The 18973-nt window shown below is 66.5% G+C and carries 23 protein-coding genes; 15 read left to right on the forward strand and 8 right to left on the reverse strand.

The annotated features are described in order from the left end of the window. Positions 1-18: 18 nt before the first annotated feature. Positions 19-864, reverse strand: coding sequence for an ABC transporter permease (locus tag ACTIF6_RS06000; RefSeq protein WP_439587093.1), 846 nt, complete (start codon positions 862-864; stop codon positions 19-21). Continuing rightward, positions 861-1640, reverse strand: a complete 780-nt coding sequence (locus ACTIF6_RS06005) for an ABC transporter ATP-binding protein (protein WP_439587094.1) — start codon at positions 1638-1640, stop codon at positions 861-863. The genes ACTIF6_RS06000 and ACTIF6_RS06005 overlap by 4 nt, the downstream gene beginning before the upstream one ends. Positions 1641-1827: 187 nt before the next feature. Here ACTIF6_RS06005 and ACTIF6_RS06010 point away from each other — a divergent pair, with 187 nt between their 5' ends. From ACTIF6_RS06010 to ACTIF6_RS06050, 9 genes are all read left to right on the forward strand, one after another. Continuing rightward, positions 1828-2469, forward strand: a complete 642-nt coding sequence (locus ACTIF6_RS06010; RefSeq protein ID WP_439587095.1) for a peroxiredoxin — start codon at positions 1828-1830, stop codon at positions 2467-2469. A 10-nt stretch (positions 2470-2479) separates the two neighbouring features. Continuing rightward, positions 2480-3040 (forward strand): RBBP9/YdeN family alpha/beta hydrolase, encoded by a 561-nt coding sequence (locus tag ACTIF6_RS06015; protein WP_439587096.1) that lies wholly within the window; start codon positions 2480-2482, stop codon positions 3038-3040. A 105-nt stretch (positions 3041-3145) separates the two neighbouring features. Beyond that, complete coding sequence (locus tag ACTIF6_RS06020) at positions 3146-4144, forward strand: sulfate ABC transporter substrate-binding protein (protein ID WP_439587097.1); 999 nt, start codon at positions 3146-3148, stop codon at positions 4142-4144. Positions 4145-4147: 3 nt separating this feature from the next. Continuing rightward, on the forward strand, positions 4148-5050 hold the full coding sequence (cysT, locus tag ACTIF6_RS06025; protein ID WP_439587098.1) for a sulfate ABC transporter permease subunit CysT: 903 nt from the start codon (positions 4148-4150) through the stop codon (positions 5048-5050). Continuing rightward, on the forward strand, positions 5047-5949 hold the full coding sequence (gene cysW, locus ACTIF6_RS06030) for a sulfate ABC transporter permease subunit CysW (protein ID WP_439587099.1): 903 nt from the start codon (positions 5047-5049) through the stop codon (positions 5947-5949). The genes cysT and cysW overlap by 4 nt, the downstream gene beginning before the upstream one ends. Next, positions 5946-7034, forward strand: coding sequence for a sulfate/molybdate ABC transporter ATP-binding protein (locus ACTIF6_RS06035; RefSeq protein ID WP_439587100.1), 1089 nt, complete (start codon positions 5946-5948; stop codon positions 7032-7034). The genes cysW and ACTIF6_RS06035 overlap by 4 nt, the downstream gene beginning before the upstream one ends. 53 nt (positions 7035-7087) lie before the next feature. Next, positions 7088-8605 (forward strand): sensor histidine kinase, encoded by a 1518-nt coding sequence (locus tag ACTIF6_RS06040; RefSeq protein ID WP_439587101.1) that lies wholly within the window; start codon positions 7088-7090, stop codon positions 8603-8605. Between the two features lie 61 nt (positions 8606-8666). Then, positions 8667-9371 carry a response regulator gene (locus ACTIF6_RS06045; protein ID WP_439587102.1) on the forward strand — a complete coding sequence of 235 codons (705 nt, stop codon included), beginning with the start codon at positions 8667-8669 and terminating at the stop codon, positions 9369-9371. A gap of 79 nt (positions 9372-9450) precedes the next feature. Beyond that, complete coding sequence (locus ACTIF6_RS06050) at positions 9451-11364, forward strand: potassium transporter Kup (protein WP_439587103.1); 1914 nt, start codon at positions 9451-9453, stop codon at positions 11362-11364. A gap of 13 nt (positions 11365-11377) precedes the next feature. On the opposite strand, the gene ACTIF6_RS06055 is transcribed toward ACTIF6_RS06050, so the two are convergent. The 4 genes from ACTIF6_RS06055 to ACTIF6_RS06070 all read right to left on the reverse strand — a co-directional run bounded on the left by ACTIF6_RS06055 (position 11378) and on the right by ACTIF6_RS06070 (position 13328). Further along, a complete protein-coding gene (locus ACTIF6_RS06055; protein WP_439587104.1) occupies positions 11378-11599 on the reverse strand; it encodes a hypothetical protein in 222 nt (73 codons plus the stop codon). A gap of 17 nt (positions 11600-11616) precedes the next feature. Beyond that, positions 11617-12414 carry a Crp/Fnr family transcriptional regulator gene (locus ACTIF6_RS06060; protein WP_439587105.1) on the reverse strand — a complete coding sequence of 266 codons (798 nt, stop codon included), beginning with the start codon at positions 12412-12414 and terminating at the stop codon, positions 11617-11619. A gap of 142 nt (positions 12415-12556) precedes the next feature. Continuing rightward, positions 12557-12823 (reverse strand): hypothetical protein, encoded by a 267-nt coding sequence (locus tag ACTIF6_RS06065; protein ID WP_439587106.1) that lies wholly within the window; start codon positions 12821-12823, stop codon positions 12557-12559. Positions 12824-12902: 79 nt separating this feature from the next. Beyond that, positions 12903-13328, reverse strand: a complete 426-nt coding sequence (locus tag ACTIF6_RS06070; RefSeq protein ID WP_439587107.1) for a Cd(II)/Pb(II)-responsive transcriptional regulator — start codon at positions 13326-13328, stop codon at positions 12903-12905. A 110-nt stretch (positions 13329-13438) separates the two neighbouring features. On the opposite strand from ACTIF6_RS06070, the gene ACTIF6_RS06075 reads away from it, so the two are divergent. The 3 genes from ACTIF6_RS06075 to ACTIF6_RS06085 all read left to right on the forward strand — a co-directional run bounded on the left by ACTIF6_RS06075 (position 13439) and on the right by ACTIF6_RS06085 (position 14952). After that, a complete protein-coding gene (locus ACTIF6_RS06075) occupies positions 13439-13759 on the forward strand; it encodes a hypothetical protein (protein ID WP_439587108.1) in 321 nt (106 codons plus the stop codon). Between the two features lie 120 nt (positions 13760-13879). After that, positions 13880-14296 carry a disulfide bond formation protein B gene (locus tag ACTIF6_RS06080; protein ID WP_439587109.1) on the forward strand — a complete coding sequence of 139 codons (417 nt, stop codon included), beginning with the start codon at positions 13880-13882 and terminating at the stop codon, positions 14294-14296. Next, complete coding sequence (locus ACTIF6_RS06085; protein WP_439587110.1) at positions 14293-14952, forward strand: DsbA family protein; 660 nt, start codon at positions 14293-14295, stop codon at positions 14950-14952. Before ACTIF6_RS06080 ends, ACTIF6_RS06085 begins: the two co-directional genes overlap by 4 nt. A gap of 6 nt (positions 14953-14958) precedes the next feature. Here ACTIF6_RS06085 and ACTIF6_RS06090 read toward each other — a convergent pair whose 3' ends face one another. Beyond that, positions 14959-15279, reverse strand: a complete 321-nt coding sequence (locus tag ACTIF6_RS06090) for a high-potential iron-sulfur protein (RefSeq protein ID WP_439587111.1) — start codon at positions 15277-15279, stop codon at positions 14959-14961. A 158-nt stretch (positions 15280-15437) separates the two neighbouring features. Here ACTIF6_RS06090 and hpnD point away from each other — a divergent pair, with 158 nt between their 5' ends. The 3 genes from hpnD to ACTIF6_RS06105 are packed head-to-tail and all read left to right on the forward strand — an operon-like array spanning position 15438 to position 18157. Further along, entirely contained in the window at positions 15438-16304 is an 867-nt protein-coding gene (gene hpnD, locus ACTIF6_RS06095; RefSeq protein ID WP_439587112.1) for a presqualene diphosphate synthase HpnD, read from the forward strand. Between the two features lie 2 nt (positions 16305-16306). After that, positions 16307-17650 (forward strand): hydroxysqualene dehydroxylase HpnE, encoded by a 1344-nt coding sequence (gene hpnE / locus ACTIF6_RS06100; protein WP_439587113.1) that lies wholly within the window; start codon positions 16307-16309, stop codon positions 17648-17650. A 45-nt stretch (positions 17651-17695) separates the two neighbouring features. Next, positions 17696-18157: an SH3 domain-containing protein gene (locus ACTIF6_RS06105; RefSeq protein ID WP_439587114.1), complete on the forward strand. Its 462-nt coding sequence runs from the start codon at positions 17696-17698 to the stop codon at positions 18155-18157. 45 nt (positions 18158-18202) lie between these two features. Here ACTIF6_RS06105 and ACTIF6_RS06110 read toward each other — a convergent pair whose 3' ends face one another. Beyond that, on the reverse strand, positions 18203-18958 hold the full coding sequence (locus tag ACTIF6_RS06110) for an HAD family hydrolase (RefSeq protein ID WP_439587115.1): 756 nt from the start codon (positions 18956-18958) through the stop codon (positions 18203-18205). Positions 18959-18973 lie beyond the last annotated feature (15 nt).

Raw genomic sequence — 18973 nt, forward strand, 5'->3', positions numbered from 1 at the left:
GGTTGAGGACGGCCGCGTTCAGTGGCCTCGCTCCAGCCACGGCGTAAGGCGGCGACCGATGAGCAACATCAGCCAGTTCATGGCGAAGCCGACCACGCCGATGACGATCATTCCGGCGAAGACGAGCTCGGTCTCGATCAGGATGCGGGCGGTCTGGATCATGTAGCCCAGGCCCGAGGTGGCGGAGATCATCTCGGCGGCGATCACGCACATCCAGCCCACACCCAGGCCGATGCGCACACCCGCGAGAACGCCCGGCAGCGCCGCCGGCAGGAGCACCTGCGTGAGCAGCAGGCGGCGCCCGAGGCCCAGCGTCTGCGCGGCTTGCAGGTAGACCCTGGGAACCAGGCTCACCGACGAATACGTGTTGGTGAAGACCGGGAAGAAGGCCCCCAGCGCGATGATGAACCAGGAGGCCTCGTCGCCCAGGCCGAACCAGATGATGGCCACGGGAATCCAGGCAATCACCGAGATCGGGCGCACCAGCTCGACGATGGGCGACACGTAGAACGCCACGCGGTCGAACCGCGCCAGCAAGGCGCCCAATGCGATGCCCAGCGCGGACGCGATGCTCACGCCGATGAACACGCGCGAAAGACTCGCCCATGCGCCGAGCAACAGGTCGCCAGAGGCCAGCTGGGCCGCCATCGCGCTACCGATGGCCGAGGGCGCAGGAAAGCTTTGCGGATTGATCCAGCCGGCCCTGGAAGCCACTTCCCAGGCCAGCACGATGCCGAACACGAGCAACAGTCGGCGAAAGAGTTCGAAGCCCTTGCGCACGGCGCGCACGGGCCAGGCCGTGGCCTGCAGCGCTTCGCTCGAAGCGGTCTGAGGCAACGCCTGTGTGCTGGTGATCGCGTTCATGCCAGCGCCTCCGCTTCTTCGCGCAGGGTGTGCAGCAGGTGCTCCCGGCTCGCCATGAACACCGGCGAACCCGCACGCATGGCCACCGTGCGCGGTCGCTCCAGGTCGATCTTCAAGATCTCCTTGATGCGGCCCGGGCGCGGCGACATCACCACCACGCGGTCGCTGAGGAACACGGCCTCATCGATGTGGTGCGTGACCAGCACGAAGGTCTGCCCGGTCTTCGCCTGGATGCGCTGGATCTCCTCCTGCATCACATCCCGGGTGAGGGAATCCAGTGCCGAGAAGGGTTCGTCCATCAGCACCACATCGGGCCCCGGCGCCAGGCAGCGCGCAATGCTCACGCGCTGGCGCATGCCACCGGAGAGTTCGCCGGGGTAGTGCCGTTCGAAGCCGCTCAACTGCACCAGCGCAATGAACTCGCTCACGCGCTCGTGCCGCTCGCCCTTGGGCAACCCTTTGGCCTTGAGGCCGAGTTCGATGTTGTCCCACACCGTGAGCCAGGGATACAGGCCGTACTCCTGGAACATCACGGAGCGGTCCGGACCCGGTCGGCTGATCGGCACGCCATCGCGGCGAACCGTGCCCGAGGTGGGTTCGACCAGGCCTGCGATGGCGTGCAGCAAGGTGCTTTTTCCGCAACCCGACGGGCCGATGATGCTGAGAAACTCGCCCCGCACCACTTCCAGGCTCACGCTGGCCAGGGCTCGAACGGGCGCCTCGCCGCGAGCGGAATCGAATGTCTTGCTGAGTCGGTCTACCTGAAGAAAAGCCATGGCGCCCATTGAACGGCGCTCACCTCCATCGGACAACAAAGGTTTTCAAGTTTGCATATGCGCAAATTCGAACCACGCGCTGCCCATCGCCTCCATATGCCTGCAATCCATAAACAAACTACTTCATAGTCGTTTGGTTATGAGGATGGACTCCAGAGAATGCACTTTTGCATTTCAAGGAGATTCCATGAGCACGCTCCGCCTGGGCGACACCGCCCCCGACTTCACACAGGACTCCACGGCAGGTCCGATCCGTTTCCACGAATGGGCGGGCAATGCCTGGGTGGTGCTGTTCTCGCACCCGGCCGACTTCACGCCCGTGTGCACCACCGAGCTGGGCAAGACGGCCGCGCTCTCGAGCGAGTTCGCCAGGCGCCACGTCAAGCCGATCGCCGTCAGCGTCGACCCGCTGGAGTCGCACGGGAAATGGGTGCTCGACATCAACGAGACCCAGAACACCACGGTGAACTTCCCCATCCTGGCCGACGCGGACCGCACCGTGGCCACGCTCTACGACATGATCCACCCCAACGCCTCGGCCACCGCCACGGTGCGCAGCGTGTTCATCATCGACCCGAAGAAGGTGATCCGCACCACGCTCACCTACCCCGCCAGCACCGGGCGCAACTTCGACGAGATCCTGCGCGTCATCGACTCGCTGCAGCTCACCGACAGCCACAAGGTGGCTACGCCAGCCAACTGGAAAGACGGCGACGAGGTGGTGATCGTGCCCGCGCTGCAGGACCCGGCCGAGATCGCGCAGCGTTTTCCGAAGGGATTCCGCGCCGTGCGGCCCTACCTGCGTCTCACGCCTCAGCCCAACCGCTGAGCGAGCGCGCATGGCCTATCCGACCGTCATCATCATCCCCGGCTGGCGCAACTCCGGCCCGGGCCACTGGCAGACGCTGTGGTCCGACAGCCTGCCTTCGGTGCTGCGCGTGGAGCAGGACGACTGGGTGGCACCCGTCAGGCGGGCCTGGGTCGATCGCCTGAGCGAGACCATCGAACAGGCACCAGGCCAGGTGGTGGTGGTGGCCCACAGCCTGGGCTGCATCACCACCGCCCACCTGCCACCCGAGGTGGCGACCCGCATTCAGGGCGCGCTGCTGGTGGCACCCGCCGACCCCGAACGCCGGGGCGTGCTGGCCGACTTCGCTCCGGTGCCCTACCAACGCCTGCCCTACCCCAGCATCCTCGTGGCCAGCGGCAACGACCCGTATTGCCCGGTGCGCACGGCGGGGGCCTACGCCCGCGCCTGGGGCAGCGAGTTCGTGCGGCTCAACGAGGCGGGCCACATCAACGTCGATTCAGGCCACGGCGCGTGGCCACTGGGCCTGGCGCTGCTGCAATCCCTGGGCGCCGACGTCCCCGCCACCGCCCGCGCACCCGAGCCTGCCTGAACCCCTTATTCCTGTTTCACATAAGGAAACAAGAACAAAGTCGTTTGGATTCTCAGGCCCGGCGCCCAGAATTCGTCACATCCTGTTTCGCTTTGGAGCTTTCCCATGAAAAACACCCTGCGCGTGGCCTTGGCCGCCGTCGCCCTTTCCACCTCTGCCCTGGCGTCCGCCCAGACCACCTTGCTCAACGTGTCGTACGACGTGGCGCGTGAGTTCTACAAGGACATCAACGTGGCTTTTGCCGCGAACTACAAGAAGACCACCGGCAAGGACATCAAGGTCGATCAATCGCACGCAGGTTCCAGCGCGCAGGCGCGCGCCGTGGCCGACGGCCTGGAAGCCGATGTGGTGACCTTCAACACCACGACCGACGTGCAGTTCCTCGCCGACAAGGGCGTGGTCGCAGCCGACTGGGCCAAGCGCTTTCCGAACAACGCCGCGCCCACCACGTCCACCATGCTGTTCCTGGTGCGCAACGGCAACCCCAAGAACATCAAGGACTGGGACGACCTGATCAAGCCCGGCGTGCAGGTGGTGGTGGTCAACCCCAAGACCGGCGGCAACGGCCGCTATGCCTACCTGGCAGCATGGGGCCACATCCGCGCCAAAGGCGGCACGGATGAGCAGGCCGCCGAGTTCGTGAACAAGCTCTACAAGAACGTGCCCGTGCTGGCTCGTGGTGGCCGTGATGCCACCGGCACCTTTCTGCAACGCAACATCGGCGACGTGCTGATCACCTTCGAATCCGAGGTGGTGTCGGTCAACAACGAGTTCGGCGCCGGCAAGGTCGATGCCATCCATCCCAGCATCTCCATCGTGGCGGAAAACCCGGTGGCGGTCGTGGAGCGCACGGTGAACAAGAAGGGTTCAGCTGCAGAAGCCAAGGCCTACCTCGACTTCCTCTACAGCCCGGAAGGCCAGGAGATCGCGGCCAAGCACAACATCCGCCCCCGCAACGAAGCGGTGCTGAAGAAGTACGCCGCCGCGTTCAAGCCGATCAAGCTGTTCAACGTCAGCGACTACTTCGGCTCACTGAGCGAAGCGCAGAAGGTGCACTTCAACGACGGTGGCCAGTTCGACAAGATCTACACCGTCGGCAAGTAAACCATGGCTCCCGTTCCTTCCGCCGTGCTGGCGGGTGCTGCGCCGGGTCCGCTGCCGTTCGTGGCAGCTGGCAAGCGGCCGGCCCGCCGCGTGCTGCCGGGCTTCAACATCACGCTGGGCTTCACGATCTTCTACCTGAGCCTGATCGTGCTGATCCCGCTCTCGGCGCTGTTCTTCAAGACCTTCACGATGACCTGGCCGCAGTTCTGGGAGGCCGTGACCGCACCGCGTGTGCTGGCCTCCTACCGGCTGACCTTCGGTGCCTCGCTCATCGCCGCCACCGTCAATGCCTTTTTCGGCCTGCTGGTGGCGTGGGTGCTGGTGCGCTACACCTTCCCGGGCAAGAAGATCATCGACGCACTGGTGGACCTGCCCTTTGCGCTGCCCACCGCCGTGGCCGGCATCTCGCTCACCGCCCTGCTGGCCGGCAATGGCTGGATCGGCCAGTTCACCGAGCCGCTGGGCATCACGCTCGCGTTCAACCCCAATGGCGTGGTGATCGCACTCATCTTCATCGGCCTGCCCTTCGTGGTTCGCACCGTGCAGCCCGTGCTGGAGGATTCGGAGAAGGAACTCGAAGAAGCCGCCACCTGCCTGGGCGCCACGCGCTGGCAGACCTTCTGGCGTGTGATCTTCCCCAGCATCGCACCCGCCCTGCTCACCGGCTTTGCCATGGCCTTCGCGCGCGCCGTGGGTGAATACGGCTCGGTGATCTTCATCGCCGGCAACATGCCCATGGTGTCCGAAATCACACCGCTCATCATCATCAGCAAGCTCGAACAGTACGACTACGCCGGTGCCACCGCCGTGGCCCTGGTCATGCTGCTGTTCTCGTTCGTGCTGCTGCTGCTCATCAACGGGCTGCAAGCCTGGCAGCGCCAGCGCTCGGGAGGGAATCTGCAATGAGCGCCTCCATCAGTTCCGCCCGCACCGAAGCCCCGTGGGTCAGGCGCACGCTGATCGGCGTGGCGCTGGTCTTCATGTTCCTGTTCCTCGTGCTGCCGCTGGCCGCCGTGTTCACCGAGGCGCTGCGCAAGGGCCTCGATGCCTACCTCGAAGCGCTCAAGGACCCGGACGCCTGGTCTGCCATTCGCCTCACGTTCATCACCGCACTCGTTGCCGTGCCGCTGAACCTGGTGTTCGGCGTGGCTGCCGCCTGGGCCGTGGCCAAGTACGAGTTCCGAGGCAAGTCGTTCCTCACCACGCTGATCGACCTGCCGTTTTCCGTGTCGCCCGTGGTGGCGGGTCTGATCTACGTGCTGGTGTTCGGTGCGCAGGGCTGGCTGGGTCCGTGGCTGGCCGAGCACGACATCAAGATCATCTTCGCCGTGCCCGGCATCATTCTGGCCACCATCTTCGTCACCTTCCCCTTCATCGCGCGCGAACTCATTCCGCTGATGCAGGCCCAGGGCAACGACGAGGAGCAGGCCGCCATCGTGCTCGGTGCCTCGGGCTGGCAGACCTTCTGGTACGTCACGCTGCCCAACATCAAGTGGGGCCTGATCTACGGCGTGATCCTCTGCAACGCACGCGCCATGGGCGAGTTCGGCGCGGTCTCGGTGGTCTCGGGCCACATCCGGGGCCAGACCAACACCATGCCGCTGCACGTGGAAATCCTCTACAACGAATACCAGTCGGTGGCCGCCTTCGCCGTGGCATCGTTGCTGGCGCTGCTGGCCCTGGTCACGCTGGTGATCAAGTCGGTGGCCGAATGGAAGATGGAGCGCGAGATGAAGGCGCTGGCCGAATTGCCACCCGAGCGGCCCACACCGGCCAACCCGACCCTGCTGGGACAGACATCATGAGCATTGAAATCCGCGACATCAACAAAAACTTCGGCACCTTCCAGGCGCTGAAGAACGTCAACCTGGACATCCACTCCGGCGAGCTGCTGGCACTGCTGGGGCCCTCGGGCTGCGGCAAGACGACGCTGCTGCGCATCATCGCGGGCCTGGAAACGCCGGACACCGGCAACATCCTCTTCAGCGGCGAAGACACCACCGACGTGCACGTGCGCGAGCGCAACGTGGGCTTCGTGTTCCAGCACTACGCGCTGTTCCGCCACATGACGGTGTTCGAGAACGTGGCCTTCGGCCTGCGCGTGAAGCCGCGCGGGGAGCGCCCGAGCGACGCGCAGATCAAGACCAAGGTGCTGGACCTGCTCAAGCTCGTGCAACTGGACTGGCTGGCCGACCGCTACCCTTCGCAACTCTCCGGTGGCCAGCGCCAGCGCATCGCCCTCGCGCGCGCATTGGCTGTGGAGCCCAAAGTGCTGTTGCTGGACGAACCCTTTGGCGCACTCGATGCCAAGGTGCGCAAGGAACTTCGCCGCTGGCTGCGCCGCCTGCACGACGAACTGCATGTGACCAGCGTGTTCGTCACGCACGACCAGGAAGAAGCCCTGGAAGTGGCCGACCGCGTGGTGCTGATGAACCAGGGCCAGGTGGAGCAGATCGGCGCACCGCAGGAAGTGTGGGAACACCCGGCCAGCCCGTTCGTGTACGGCTTCCTCGGCGACGTGAACCTGTTCCACGGCCGCGCCAACGAAGGCCTGCTGCATTTGGACGGTGTGTCCATCGACTCGCCCGAGCACGCCGGCGCGCGCGACGCCAAGGCCTTCGCCTACGTGCGCCCGCACGATCTCGAGGTGCAGCGCTACCAGGCCGGCCTGCCCGGCATCGTGGCCAAGCTGGACCGCGCGGTGGTCGTGGGGCCGATTGCACGCCTCGAACTGCTGCCGGTGGACGCGCAGGCCCCGGGCGGACACGATCCGCTGATCGAAGCCCGCATGTCGTCCGAGCAGTTCAAGGAACTGGGCTTCAAGGAAGGCGACACGCTGGTGGTCTCGCCGAAGAAGGCGCGGGTGTTCCTGCAGCCCCAGCCGGCCTGATCTGCACGCGATCCTGATGCGATCCTGATACCGGGTGTGCTACGTTGCGGGCGATGACGCCACCGCCCGCCACACCACCCGATCATCCCGACACGCCGCGCCGCTGGCCAGGCGCCGTCGTCTGGGCACTCGCCTGGCTGGTGATGCTGGCCCTGCACCGCACGCTCGACCTGGCCAACCTGGCCATGCTGCTGGTGCTGGCCTCGGCACTGGCGGCGCTCTGGCTGCCACCGGTGCTCTCCCTGCTGGTCTGCGCGGTGGCTGTACTTGCCTTCAATTTCGTCTTCGTGCCGCCGCTGGGCACCTTCACGGTCGACCTGCACCAGCACGCCCTGCTGCTCATCACCATGCTGTCGGTGAGCTGGATGGTGGCCCTGCTCATGGCGCGGCAACGCCGGCTGGCCGAGTCCGAGCGCCTGCTGGCGAAGCGGGCGCGGCAACTGCAGGCGTTCGGCGACCTGCTGCGCGACACCGACGACCCGCGCGATCGACTGCCCCAGTTGCAGGCCGCACTGGCGGCGCTGGTGCACCGGCCGGTCGCGCTGCTGCTGCCGGGTGGCGACGCCACCCGGATCGGTGAAGCCACCAGCGACGAATGGGAAGGTCTGTGGACCAGCCTGCGGCAAGGCCAGGCCATGGGACCCGGCAGCGGACGCCATGAAGAGCAGACCGCGTGGTACCTGCCGCTGCGCGGGCGGCGCACCGGCCTGGGCGCGGCCTTGCTGCCGCTGGACGCGCTGCCCGAAGCCGATGCGGCGCTGCGTGCCCACGCCCAGGCGCTGTGCGACCAGATGGGCCTGGCGCTCGAACGCGCAGCGACCACGCACGCGGCCCACGCCGCGCGCGAGGAAGCCGGCGCGCAACGCCTGCGCAACACCTTGCTGGCCGCCATCTCGCACGACTACCGAACGCCGCTGGCCACCATCCTCGGTGCGGCCTCGTCCCTGCACGACCAGGCCGATCGGCTGTCACCCGAGCAACGTCAGCGCCTGGCCGCCACCATCATCGACGAGGCAGGCCAACTGGGCCGCATCACCGACAACACGCTGCAGCTCGCGCGCCTGGACCAGCCGGGCCTGGTCCTGCACCTGGACTGGGAATCGGCCGAGGAGATCGTCGGCACCGTGCTGCGCCGCACGCGCCAGCGCCACCCCTCGCGGAAGGTGCTGGCGCATGTGCAACCCGCCCTGCCCTTGCTGCGCTGCGATGCGGTGCTGCTGGTGCAACTTCTCGACAACCTGGTGGACAACGCGCTCAAGCACGGCGGCGATGCGACACCGGTCGAGATCGACGTGACGCGCGAAGCCGATCGGGTGCGCATGGCCGTGCGCGATCGTGGACCTGGCATCGTGCCGGCCTGGCGCGAGCGCGTGTTCGATGCCTTCCAGCGCGGTGCGTCCGAAGCGTCGCCGCGCCGGGGCGCCGGCGTGGGCCTGGCGCTGTGCCGCATCATCGCGCGCGCCCACGGCGGAGAACTCGTGCTGCGCGATCGCGAAGGCGGTGGCTGCAGCTTCGAATGCACGTTACCGGCCTCGGACGCGCAGGCGACGGCGGCGGAAGCGCCACCATGAGCACCCGCCCGGCCGCTGCGAAGGGTGCTCGCACCGCAGTGCGAAGCACGGAGGTGCTCCTATGAGCCTGCGCGTGCTGCTGGTGGAGGACGACCGCGAACTCCGCGCCACCCTGAGCGAATCGCTCCGCGTGGAGGGCTACGACGTCCTGCCAGCGGCCAGCCTGGCCGATGCCCACGCGCTGATGGCCCACGCGGATGCACAGGGCGGCATCCACATCGTGCTGCTCGACCTCGGCCTGCCCGATGGGGATGGCGAATCGCTGCTCGCCGCGTTGCGCCAGGCCAGGAGCACTCCGGTGATCGTGATCTCGGCGCGCGAAACCGAAGCGCCGAAGATCCGCCTGCTCGACGCCGGCGCCGACGACTACCTGGTCAAGCCGTTCCCGCTCGGCGAGTTGCTCGCGCGCATGCGCGTGGCCCTGCGACATCGCGGCACGGCCACGCAACCCGCGGTGACGCGCTACGCTCAGGGCGACCTGCTCATCGACCTGCGCGCGCACCGCGTGCAGCGCGGTGGCGATGACATGCACCTCACGCCCACGGAATTCAAGCTGCTCGCGCGCCTGGTGCGCAGCGCCGGCCAGGTGGTCACGCACCGGCAGTTGCTGGCCGACGTGTGGGGCGCCGAATTCACCGAGCACACGCACTACCTGCGCCTGTACATGGGCCAGCTGCGTGCGAAGCTGGAGGCCGATGCGGCCGACCCCCAGCGCCTGCTCACCGAGCCCGGCGTGGGCTACCGCCTCGTGGAGGGCGACGACTGACGGCACACAGGCGGTCCATATGCGTTCCTGATGCACCCCTCGGTACGCTGCGGCTCCTCTCCACTTCGTCTGTCCACCCATGTCCGCGACCGCTTCCACGCTCGACGCCGATCTGCCTTCCCCTTCCCTGCGCCGCCAGGGCAATGCCGCCCTCACCCTGGGCGCCATCGGTGTCGTCTATGGCGACATCGGCACCAGCCCGCTCTACACCGTCAAGGAAATCTTCGCGCCCGCCACCGGCGTGGCGTTGAACACCACCAACCTCATCGGTGCGGTCTCAGTGATCTTCTGGGCGCTCATGCTGGTGGTCACCCTCAAGTACGTGACGCTCATCCTGCGCGCCGACAACCGGGGCGAAGGCGGTGGCCTGGCGCTGACCGCACTCGCCGCGCAGGCGGTGCGCTCTCGCCCGGGCCTGCGCCGCGGCCTGCTGCTGCTGGGCGTGTTCGGCGCCACGCTGTTCTACGGCGACAGCGTCATCACGCCCGCCATCTCGGTGCTCGGTGCCATGGAGGGCCTGCAACTCGTCGCCCCTGCGTTGGCGCCCTATGTGATCCCGATCACCGTGGCGATCGTGCTCGCCCTGTTCGCGGTGCAGCGCTTCGGCACCGGCCTGGTGGGCAAGCTCTTCGGTCCCATCATCGTGCTGTGGTTCGTCACGCTCGGCGCCATTGGTATCGTGCACATCGCGGACCAGCCCGCCATCCTGAGCGCATTGAACCCGGTGCACGCGTGGAACTTCCTGGCGGAGCGCGGCTGGAAGGTGTTCGCCGCCGTGGGCGCCATCGTGCTCGCACTCACAGGCGCCGAGGCGCTCTACGCCGACATGGGCCATTTCGGGCGCAGGCCCATCCAGCTCGCCTGGACCGGCCTCGTGCTGCCGGGCCTGGCACTGAACTACATGGGCCAGGGCGCACTGCTGATGGGCGACCCCACCGCCATCGAAAACCCTTTCTACCGCCTGTTCCCCGAAGCCTGGGTGCTGCCCGCGCTGGTGCTTGCCACCATGGCGGCCATCATTGCCTCGCAGGCCGTCATCTCGGGTGCGTACTCCATGACCAAGCAGGCCATCCAGCTCGGCTTCCTGCCGCGCATGACGATCCGCTACACCTCGGCACGCGAAGCCGGCCAGATCTACATGCCCGCTGTCAACTGGGCGCTCATGGCCGGTGTCGTGGCTGCAGTGGTAGGTTTCGGCAGCTCGTCGGCGCTGGCCGGGGCCTACGGCATTGCGGTCACGCTAACGATGATGATCACTACCGTGCTGACCTATTTCGTGGTCAGCGAAGGCTGGCGCCTGCCCAGGCCGTTGGCCGTTGGTGCCACGGTGTTTTTCCTGGTCATCGACGCCCTGTTGGTGGCGGGCTGTGCGATCAAGTTCTTCGATGGGGGCTGGTTCCCGCTGGCGTTGGGGCTGCTGCTCTTTGGCGTGATGAGCACCTGGTCACGCGGGCGCGGCATCCTGCTGGAGAGCATCCGCAGCGACGGACTCGAGCTGCAACCGTTCATCGATGGTCTCGACCCCGCGACCGCGAACCGTGCCTCGCGCACCGCGGTGTATCCCGTGGCCGATCCCGCCACCGTGCCACAGGCGCTGCTGCACAACCTCAAGCACAACGAGGTGCTCCACGAACGCAACGTGATCCTGACCGTGGTGTTCCACGAGGTGCCCTGGGTCTCGATGGACGAACGCGTGCAGGTGGAACCGCTGGGCCATGGCTTCTGGCGCGTCACGCTGCACTTTGGCTTCATGAACACGCCCGACGTCCCCAAGGCGTTGACGCTCACCGAATCACACGGCCTTCGCGTGCCCGTGTTCGAGACCAGCTACTTCCTCAGCCGCGAGACCGTGGTGCCCTCACCGGGCAGCGGCATGGCGGCCTGGCGCGAACACCTGTTTGCCGCCATGAGCCGCAATGCAGGCGGTGTGGTGGACTACTTCCGATTGCCCGGCAACGCGGTGGTCGAACTGGGTACGCGCGTGAACATCTGAAGCGCAGGCGCTGTCAAGCCGCGAGCTTGATCTTGCCTTCGGCCACGTAGCGCTTGAAGTCGGCCAGGGGAATCGCCGTGGAGCCGCGAACCTCTTCATCCACCCAGCTCAGGGTCACGTCGTTCTGCCCCATCTGGACCTTCACCGGCCCGGGACGGATCACGATGTTCGCACCGTCGCCTTCGCGGTACTCCACCTTGCCGACGATTTGAGCGTTCTGTGGGGTTTGTGTCATGGGGGTTTCCGGAGTGTTCAAGCCGTGAGCAGACGGCGCGCGCCTGCCAGCGCGGGCTGGCCGTGGCCCACATCGCGGAAGGGGTGGTGGCGCGACGAGCCATGTTCGCAGGCCAGTTTGTCGTAGGCGCGGCGCACGACGCTGTAGCACTCGCAGGTGCGGGTTTCCAATGCGTCGCGGTCCAGAATGGAAATGTGGCCGCGGTGGTAGTCGATGACACCGGCCTTCTGCAGCTTGAGCGCGCCGTTGGTCACGCCCTCACGGCGCACGCCGAGCAGGCTGGCAATGCGCTCCTGGGTGATCTGCATCTCGGTGCTGTCCTGGCGATCCAGGTGCTGCAGCAGCCAGCGGCAGAGTTGCTGGTCGAGCGCATGGTGGCGGTTGCAGGCCGACGACTGCGCCATGTGCGTGAACAGGGCCTGCGTGTACGACAGCAGCTTCTGCATGAACGCGGGCGAGCGGCGTGTGTGATGAAGAATGGCCTGCGTGCTCATGCGGTAGGCCAGTCCCGGGCGTTGCACGATCGCCTCGCACAGGGCGCTGGTGTTGCCCATGAAAGCGCACACGCCCACCACGCCTTCGCCGCCCACCACGGCCACTTCAGAGGAAGCGCCGTCTTCCAGGGAAGACACCAGTGACACCGTGGCGGTGGCAGGGAAGTAGACGTGGCGCACTTCGGTGCCGACCTGGTGCAACACCGCGCCCGCTCGCAACTCTTCCCAGACCAGATCGGGTTCGAGCTGTTGCCATTCGGCACTCGACATCGCGGCGAGCAACTGGTTCTTGCCCGGCAACAGGGTGATGGTGGATGTCATGGCAGAGCCCTTTCAGCGTGGTCTTTCGTTTGGAACCACGTAGGGGCAAGCAGCGTTCCCGCTCCACCAGACTGCCGAGAAAAAGCGAAATGAAAAACCGCAACCGAAGTTGCGGTAAAAGTTACCGATCCGCCACGCAACCTCAGGCGTTGAGCGTGATCTTCCCTTCGTCGATGTAACGCGTGAAATCGATCAGCGGCATCGCGGCCGAGTTGTGCGTTTCCTCTTCTTCCCAACTCAAGGTCGCATCGATCAAGCCGGTCTCCACGCTCACCGGACCGGGGCGAATGACGAGGTTCGGGCCTTCTCCCTCACGGAACTCGACCTTGCCAATGATGTGTGCGGTCTGTGCCATGGTGTCCTCCATCAGGTTTGAGAGTTGCGTCGCCAGCAGGAGCTGGAAATCCATGCTACGGCGGTGCATGGATCGCGTGTCGCAACAACCTGGTAACACTCGCAACCTGTCGATACAAACGAGGCCGTTTGCCTTATGGATGGCAGGCGCAGGCCTCGCCATGCGCCGCCGACACCAGCTCGTCGAGGATGCCGCAGGGACCGCCATCACCATGCTCGCCCGTGCAGCGCGAACGCAGTTGCAGCAACTGCTTCTCCAGCGCGCGCATGCTCTTGAGGCGCGCACGCACCCGGCTGAGTTGTTCGTCCACCAGTTCGTCCACGTTGAGGCAATGCCCCTGCGGGTCGTCCACGAAACCCAGCAGGCGCTTCACGTCGGCCAACGGCATGTCCAGCGCGCGGCAATGCCGGATGAACGACAGGCGCTCCAGGTGTGCCTGTGCGTAGTTGCGATAGCCGTTGTCCAGCCGCGCGGGCTCGGGCAGCAGACCTTCCTTTTCATAGAAACGGATGGTCTCCACGTCCACGCCCGTGGCGCTGGCCAGTTCCTTGATCTGCATGTTTCGCTCCAGAGCCAACAGTGGCCTCTGCTGTCTGACATCGTAGTCACTTCATGGTTTTCAAGGCGTGCTGCCCCGAAAACAAAAAACCAGCCCCCTACAATCCGCCGATGCGTTCCTGGCTCGCCATCTTCCTCCTGGTCTGCATGCCATTGCAGTGGTCCTGGGCGGCTTCCTCAGCGATGGAGCGTCACCATGCCGGGCCTGCAGCGGCGCACCACGTCGCCCAGGCCGCCGCCACCGATTCGCATACCGGGCTTCACACCACCGACTGCGGAACTTGCCACCATGGCTGTTCCCTGGCCCTGCTCGGCGCGCCACTCCCCCAGGCGGTCATGCCCGCCGCCTTTCCGGTGGCGCTTGCCACGCCCCAGCCGACCTCCAGGCCGGCCGATCTTCCCGAGCGGCCCCAGTGGCGCCTTCGAGGCTGATCCGGGCCCCGGCCGCCCAAGCTGCGGCCTGATTCGCCTCCCCACTCCCTCCTTTCCGGCATCGGCCCCGTGCGCACGGGCCGCTGTCCATCGCTCTCATTCCTGAAAAAGGATGTCTCCATGAAATCGACCTGGACGCTCCTGCTCATGGCCTGGCTGGTGGCCGTTGCTGCCACCGCGGGCGCGCTGTTCATCGGCGAGGTGATGGGCATGGTGCCCTGCACGCTCTGCTGGTACCAGCGCATCGCCATGTTTCCGCTCGCCCTTGTGCTGGGCATGGCCTGCTTCACCGAAGACCGGCGCGGCGCGGTGTATGCGCTGCCGCTGGCCGTGGTGGGTGCGGGCATCGCCCTGTACCACACGCTGCTGGTCGCCGGCATCGTGCCCAAGGCCTGGGTGCCTTGCGGCCCCGGCGTCTCGTGCGCCGACCAGAAGCTCGACATCCTCGATGGCCTGCAGATTCCCTGGCTTTCGCTCGCAGCCTTCCTGGCCATCGCCTTCCTGCTCACCCTGTATTTGAGAAAGACCCGCTCATGATGTCCAGAAAACTCACTGTCTTCCTGCTGCTGGGCGTGGTGCTCGTGGCCTTCGCGCTCGGCGCCTACAACTACCAGCGGCGGGTGCAGAACTCGCAGATGGAGAAGGTCAGTCAGCAGGAGGCGCGCCTCGTGCGAATGCACTCCCCGGTTCTCGGCCCACGCGACGCACCGGTGACGCTGGTGGAGTTCTTCGACCCCGCCTGCGAGACCTGCCGCGCCTTCTACCCGATCGTCAAGGATCTGATGGACCAGTATCCGAAGGAACTGCGGCTGGTGATCCGGTACGCGCCGTTCCACCAGGGATCGGATCTGGTGGTCAAGCTGCTGGAAGCGGCACGAATGCAGGACAAGTACCTGCCCGTGCTCGAGGCGGTACTGGATGCGCAGCCGCAGTGGGCCGACCACGGGCAACCCAACGTCGTCCTGGCCGTCAAGGCGGCCGCGGAGGCCGGGCTCAACGTGGAGCGGGCCATGGAGGACGTGCAGAAGCCGGAGATCGATGCCCTGCTGCGGCAGGACGTGGAAGACCTGACCGCGCTGGAAGTGACGCGCACGCCCACCTTCTTCGTCAACGGGCGGGGCCTGCCCAGCTTCGGGCGCGAACAACTGGCTGCCCTGGTGGCTGAGGAAGTGGCCAGGGCCCGAAGGCCTTGAACGCCGTCAAGCCTTCTGCGCGTACGCGCTGCACCACGCGTTGGCCGAGACCAGCTTGCCGGGAAAGATGCCACAGGCACCAGCCGGTTCTCCCACCTTGCCGGTGTAGAGCTGGCAGTTGCCACAGCGTTGGCCCCGGGCGTACTTCGGGTACTTCTTGATGTCCACCTTGGTGGCATCGACGGTGTAACCCAGTGCCGCGGCGGTGGCATCCCGGTCGGTCACCATGGGAGGGGGCGGGGTCTGGGCGTGGACGCTGGCGGCCAGCAATGCCGAGCCACCTGCCGCCAGCTGGAGCATGAAGATGCGACGATTTGAACCGTTCATGAGGGATTTCGTGGGGGACTGCAAGATTGCCAGATGCATGCTACAGCCGCTCTGTGAACGCCAACTTAAGGCCTGACTGCCCCACTCACCCATTGCCACCCGCGCTCTGGCGGCGTGCCAGGCGTGGTGCTTACACTTGGGCGGATACACACATCCCGATGAGCCCACAAGATTACGTCCAGCAAAAAGCCGCCGCCTCAGGCAGCAGCTTCTACTACGCCTTCCTGTTCCTGCCGCCCGAGCGCCGCGCCGCCATCACCGCGTTCTATGCCTTCTGCCGCGAAGTCGACGACGTGGTGGACGAAGTGAGCGACCCCGCCGTGGCCCAGACCAAGCTCGCCTGGTGGCGGCGCGAGGTCGCCCAGGCCTTCGCCGGCACGCCCACCCACCCGGTGATGAAAGCGCTCATGCCGCTGTGCAAACCGTATGAGATCGAATCGCGCCACCTCTTTGCCGTGATCGACGGTTGCCAGATGGACCTGGAGCAGAACCGCTACCTCGACTTCGCCAACCTGCAACGTTATTGCCACCTGGTGGCCGGCATCGTGGGTGAAGTCGCCGCGCGCATCTTCGGCCAGACGCAGGTGCGCACCACCGAATACGCGCACCGGCTGGGCCTGGCGTTCCAGCTCACCAACATCATCCGCGACGTGGGCGAAGACGCGGCGCGTGGTCGCATCTACCTGCCGGTCAACGAGCTGCAAAGCTTCAACGTGAAGGCGCACGAACTGCTGCAGCGCGGCAAATCCCCCGGCACCGACAGCGCCGACTTCAACCGGCGCTTCACCGCCCTCATGCAGTTCCAGAGCTCGCGCGCCCTCCAGCTCTACGGCGACGCCCTGGCCCTGCTGCCCGAGGCCGACCGCCGCGCGCAGAAGCCCGGCCTGATGATGGCCAGCATCTACCGCACGCTGCTGCAGGAAATCACGACCGATCCCATGCTGGTGCTGACGCAGCGCGTGAGTCTCACACCCCTGCGCAAATTCTGGCTGGCCTGGAAGGTTCAAGCCCTCGGCCGACTTTGAATATGAAACTCGCCATCGTCGGCGCAGGCTGGGCCGGCATGGCCGCAGCGGTGGAAGCGGGGTCCAGCGGCATGGATGTGACGGTGTTCGAGGCCACGCGCGTGCTCGGCGGCCGAGCACGCGCGCTGCCTGCGCACCTGCCCGACGGCACACCCATCACGCTGGACAACGGGCAGCACATTCTGATTGGTGCGTACAGCGAGACGCTGGCGGTGATGCAGCGCGTGGGCCTGCATCCACAAAGTGCCCTGCTGGCTTTGCCGCTTGCGCTGCCCTACCCCGATGGCCAAGGCCTGCGCACACCGGGCTGGGCATCGAGCTGGCCCGCGCCGCTCGACGCGCTGGCAGCGATTGCCACCGCGCGAGGCTGGCAGTGGCGTGATCGCCTCGCGCTCGTGCGCGCATCGCTGCGCTGGCAACGCACCCGCTTTCTTTGTCCGCCCGCGCACACCGTAGCCGATGTGTGCTGTGGCCTGCCAGGCCGCGTGATGCGTGACCTGATCGACCCTCTGTGCGTCTCGGCCCTGAACGTTCCCGCACGAGAGGCCAGCGGCGCGGTGTTCCTGCGAGTGATGCGCGACGCCCTCTTCGGCCCGGGCAGCCATGGCTTCAGCGCCTCCAGCCTGCTGCTGCCGCGCTGCGATCTCTCCGCGCTGTTTCCGCAGGCTGCGGCGGACTGGCTGGCGAAGCACCACACTGAACGCACCCGCCTTCGCCTGGGGCACCGCGTGACCCGATTGCGAGCGCATGCGGGCCAGTGGTTGCTGCAAGTCGACGGCAACGAGGAGGCCTTCGACCGCGTGATCTGGGCCACCGCCGCCAGCCCGGCGGCGCAGGCCATGGCGGACGCTGTGGATGCACCAGGGGAACTGCGCACCTGGGCCGCCACGACGGAGGGCCTGTCGTTCACCGCCATCACCACCGTCTATGCATGGGCCCGAGGCGTCCGCCTCGCCGCACCCATGCTCGCCCTGCGCGAGGGTCCCGCGCAGTTCGTGTTCGATCGCGGCCAGCTTGATGCGGCCCACCGCGCCGCGCAGGGCTTGCTGGCTTTCGTGGTAAGTGCCAGCCACGGTGAGCGTGACGAACTGCAGGCCCATGTGCTCGCACAGGCGGCGCGTGAGCTGAACCTGCCCGCGCTGCAAGCCGTGCAGACGGTGGTAGAGAAGCGCGCCACGTTTGCCTGCCTGCCCGGCGTGAAGCGGCCACCCGCCCACATCGCACCTGGACTGCTTGCAGCGGGCGATTACGTACAGGGGCCCTACCCTGCCACACTCGAAGGCGCTGTCCGCAGCGGTCTGCAGGCAGCCTCGGGAACCTCTGCGGACGCCACCGTTCCCACTTGAGCCATCCCGTCAACCAACCCACCCCCAGGAAAGGAATCTCTCAGGATGATCGGCACCATCTCCACCCGTCCTCTTTTCTCCGCACTCGGCATCGGTCTGCTGGCTCTTGCCAGCAGCGCGGCCACCGCACAGAACATGGTCAGCGTCAAAGGCAGCACGCTGAACATGCGCGAAGGTCCGGGCACCAACACACCTGTGCTGTGGGAGTTGAAGAAAGGTTACCCGCTGCAGATCACGCAGCGCAAAGGCAACTGGGTGAAGGTGAGCGATTTTGAAGGCGACTCCGGCTGGGTGTTGCGCTCGCTCACAGGAAACACCCCGCACCACATCGTCAAGTCGAAGGTCGCCAACATCCGCAGTGGCCCTGGCACCCAGCACCGCATCGTGGGCAAGGCAAGCTACGGTGATCTGGTGCGCACGCGCGAGAAGCGGGCCGACTGGGTGCGCGTCGAGCGCGAAGAAGGCGTGGGTGGCTGGATCGCGAAGCAACTGCTCTGGGGCTGGTAAGGCGCAGGCCTGCGCGCCACGCCGCCATGCCGCAGGCCATGAGGCTCATGCTGGCAAGGCAGCTCCACCGAGCTGGTGGCACAGCGTCATCAGGTCCGGTACGGTGACGTGCGGTTGCAGTGGCGCGTGATCCCAAGGGTGCCCTCCCCGGTTGAGCCACGCGACCTGCATGCCTGCGCGCAGGGCGCCCACGGCGTCCAGGTGCGCGTCGTCGCCGATGTGCAGCACCGCCTCCGACGGCACACCGGCGGCCTGCGCAGCGGCATGAAAGATGCGCACATCGGGCTTTCCCACGCCGAACACATGCGCACTCAGCGAAGCGCGGAAATGTTGGCCCAGGCCCACGCGGTGCACATCGGCGTTGCCGTTGGACAGCGCCACCACCGGATAACGGCTGGCCAGCCATTCGAGCGCGGGCAAGGCGTCTTCGAACAGTTCAACGCGCTGGCGTTCGGCGAAGAACACCTCGAATGCAGCCTCGGCGAGTGCGGGGTCGTCGCCCTCGCGCTGCAGCACCAGGCGGATCGACTCGCGGCGCAGCGCGCTCATGTCGTTGGCCAGCTCCGGGCGCAAGGTGTGCATCTGGTTGCGCACCTCGCGCAGCGCCACCGGGTCACCCCACTTCGCGGCAGTGGCCGGCGCGTGGGTCAGCAACCAGGCCGCCAGCGCCGCCTCGGCCCGCTCGATCGTGGGCCAGATGGGCCAGAGCGTGTCGTCCAGATCGAGGGTGATGGCGCGGACCCGGGAAGGGTCCAGCGTGACGGTGGCGGGAATCGCGGGGGTGCTCGGGAGCGTGTTCATGCTTGCGAGAGAATA

Source organism: Hydrogenophaga sp. (genome assembly GCF_051860785.1).
GTDB lineage: Bacteria > Pseudomonadota > Gammaproteobacteria > Burkholderiales > Burkholderiaceae_C > Hydrogenophaga.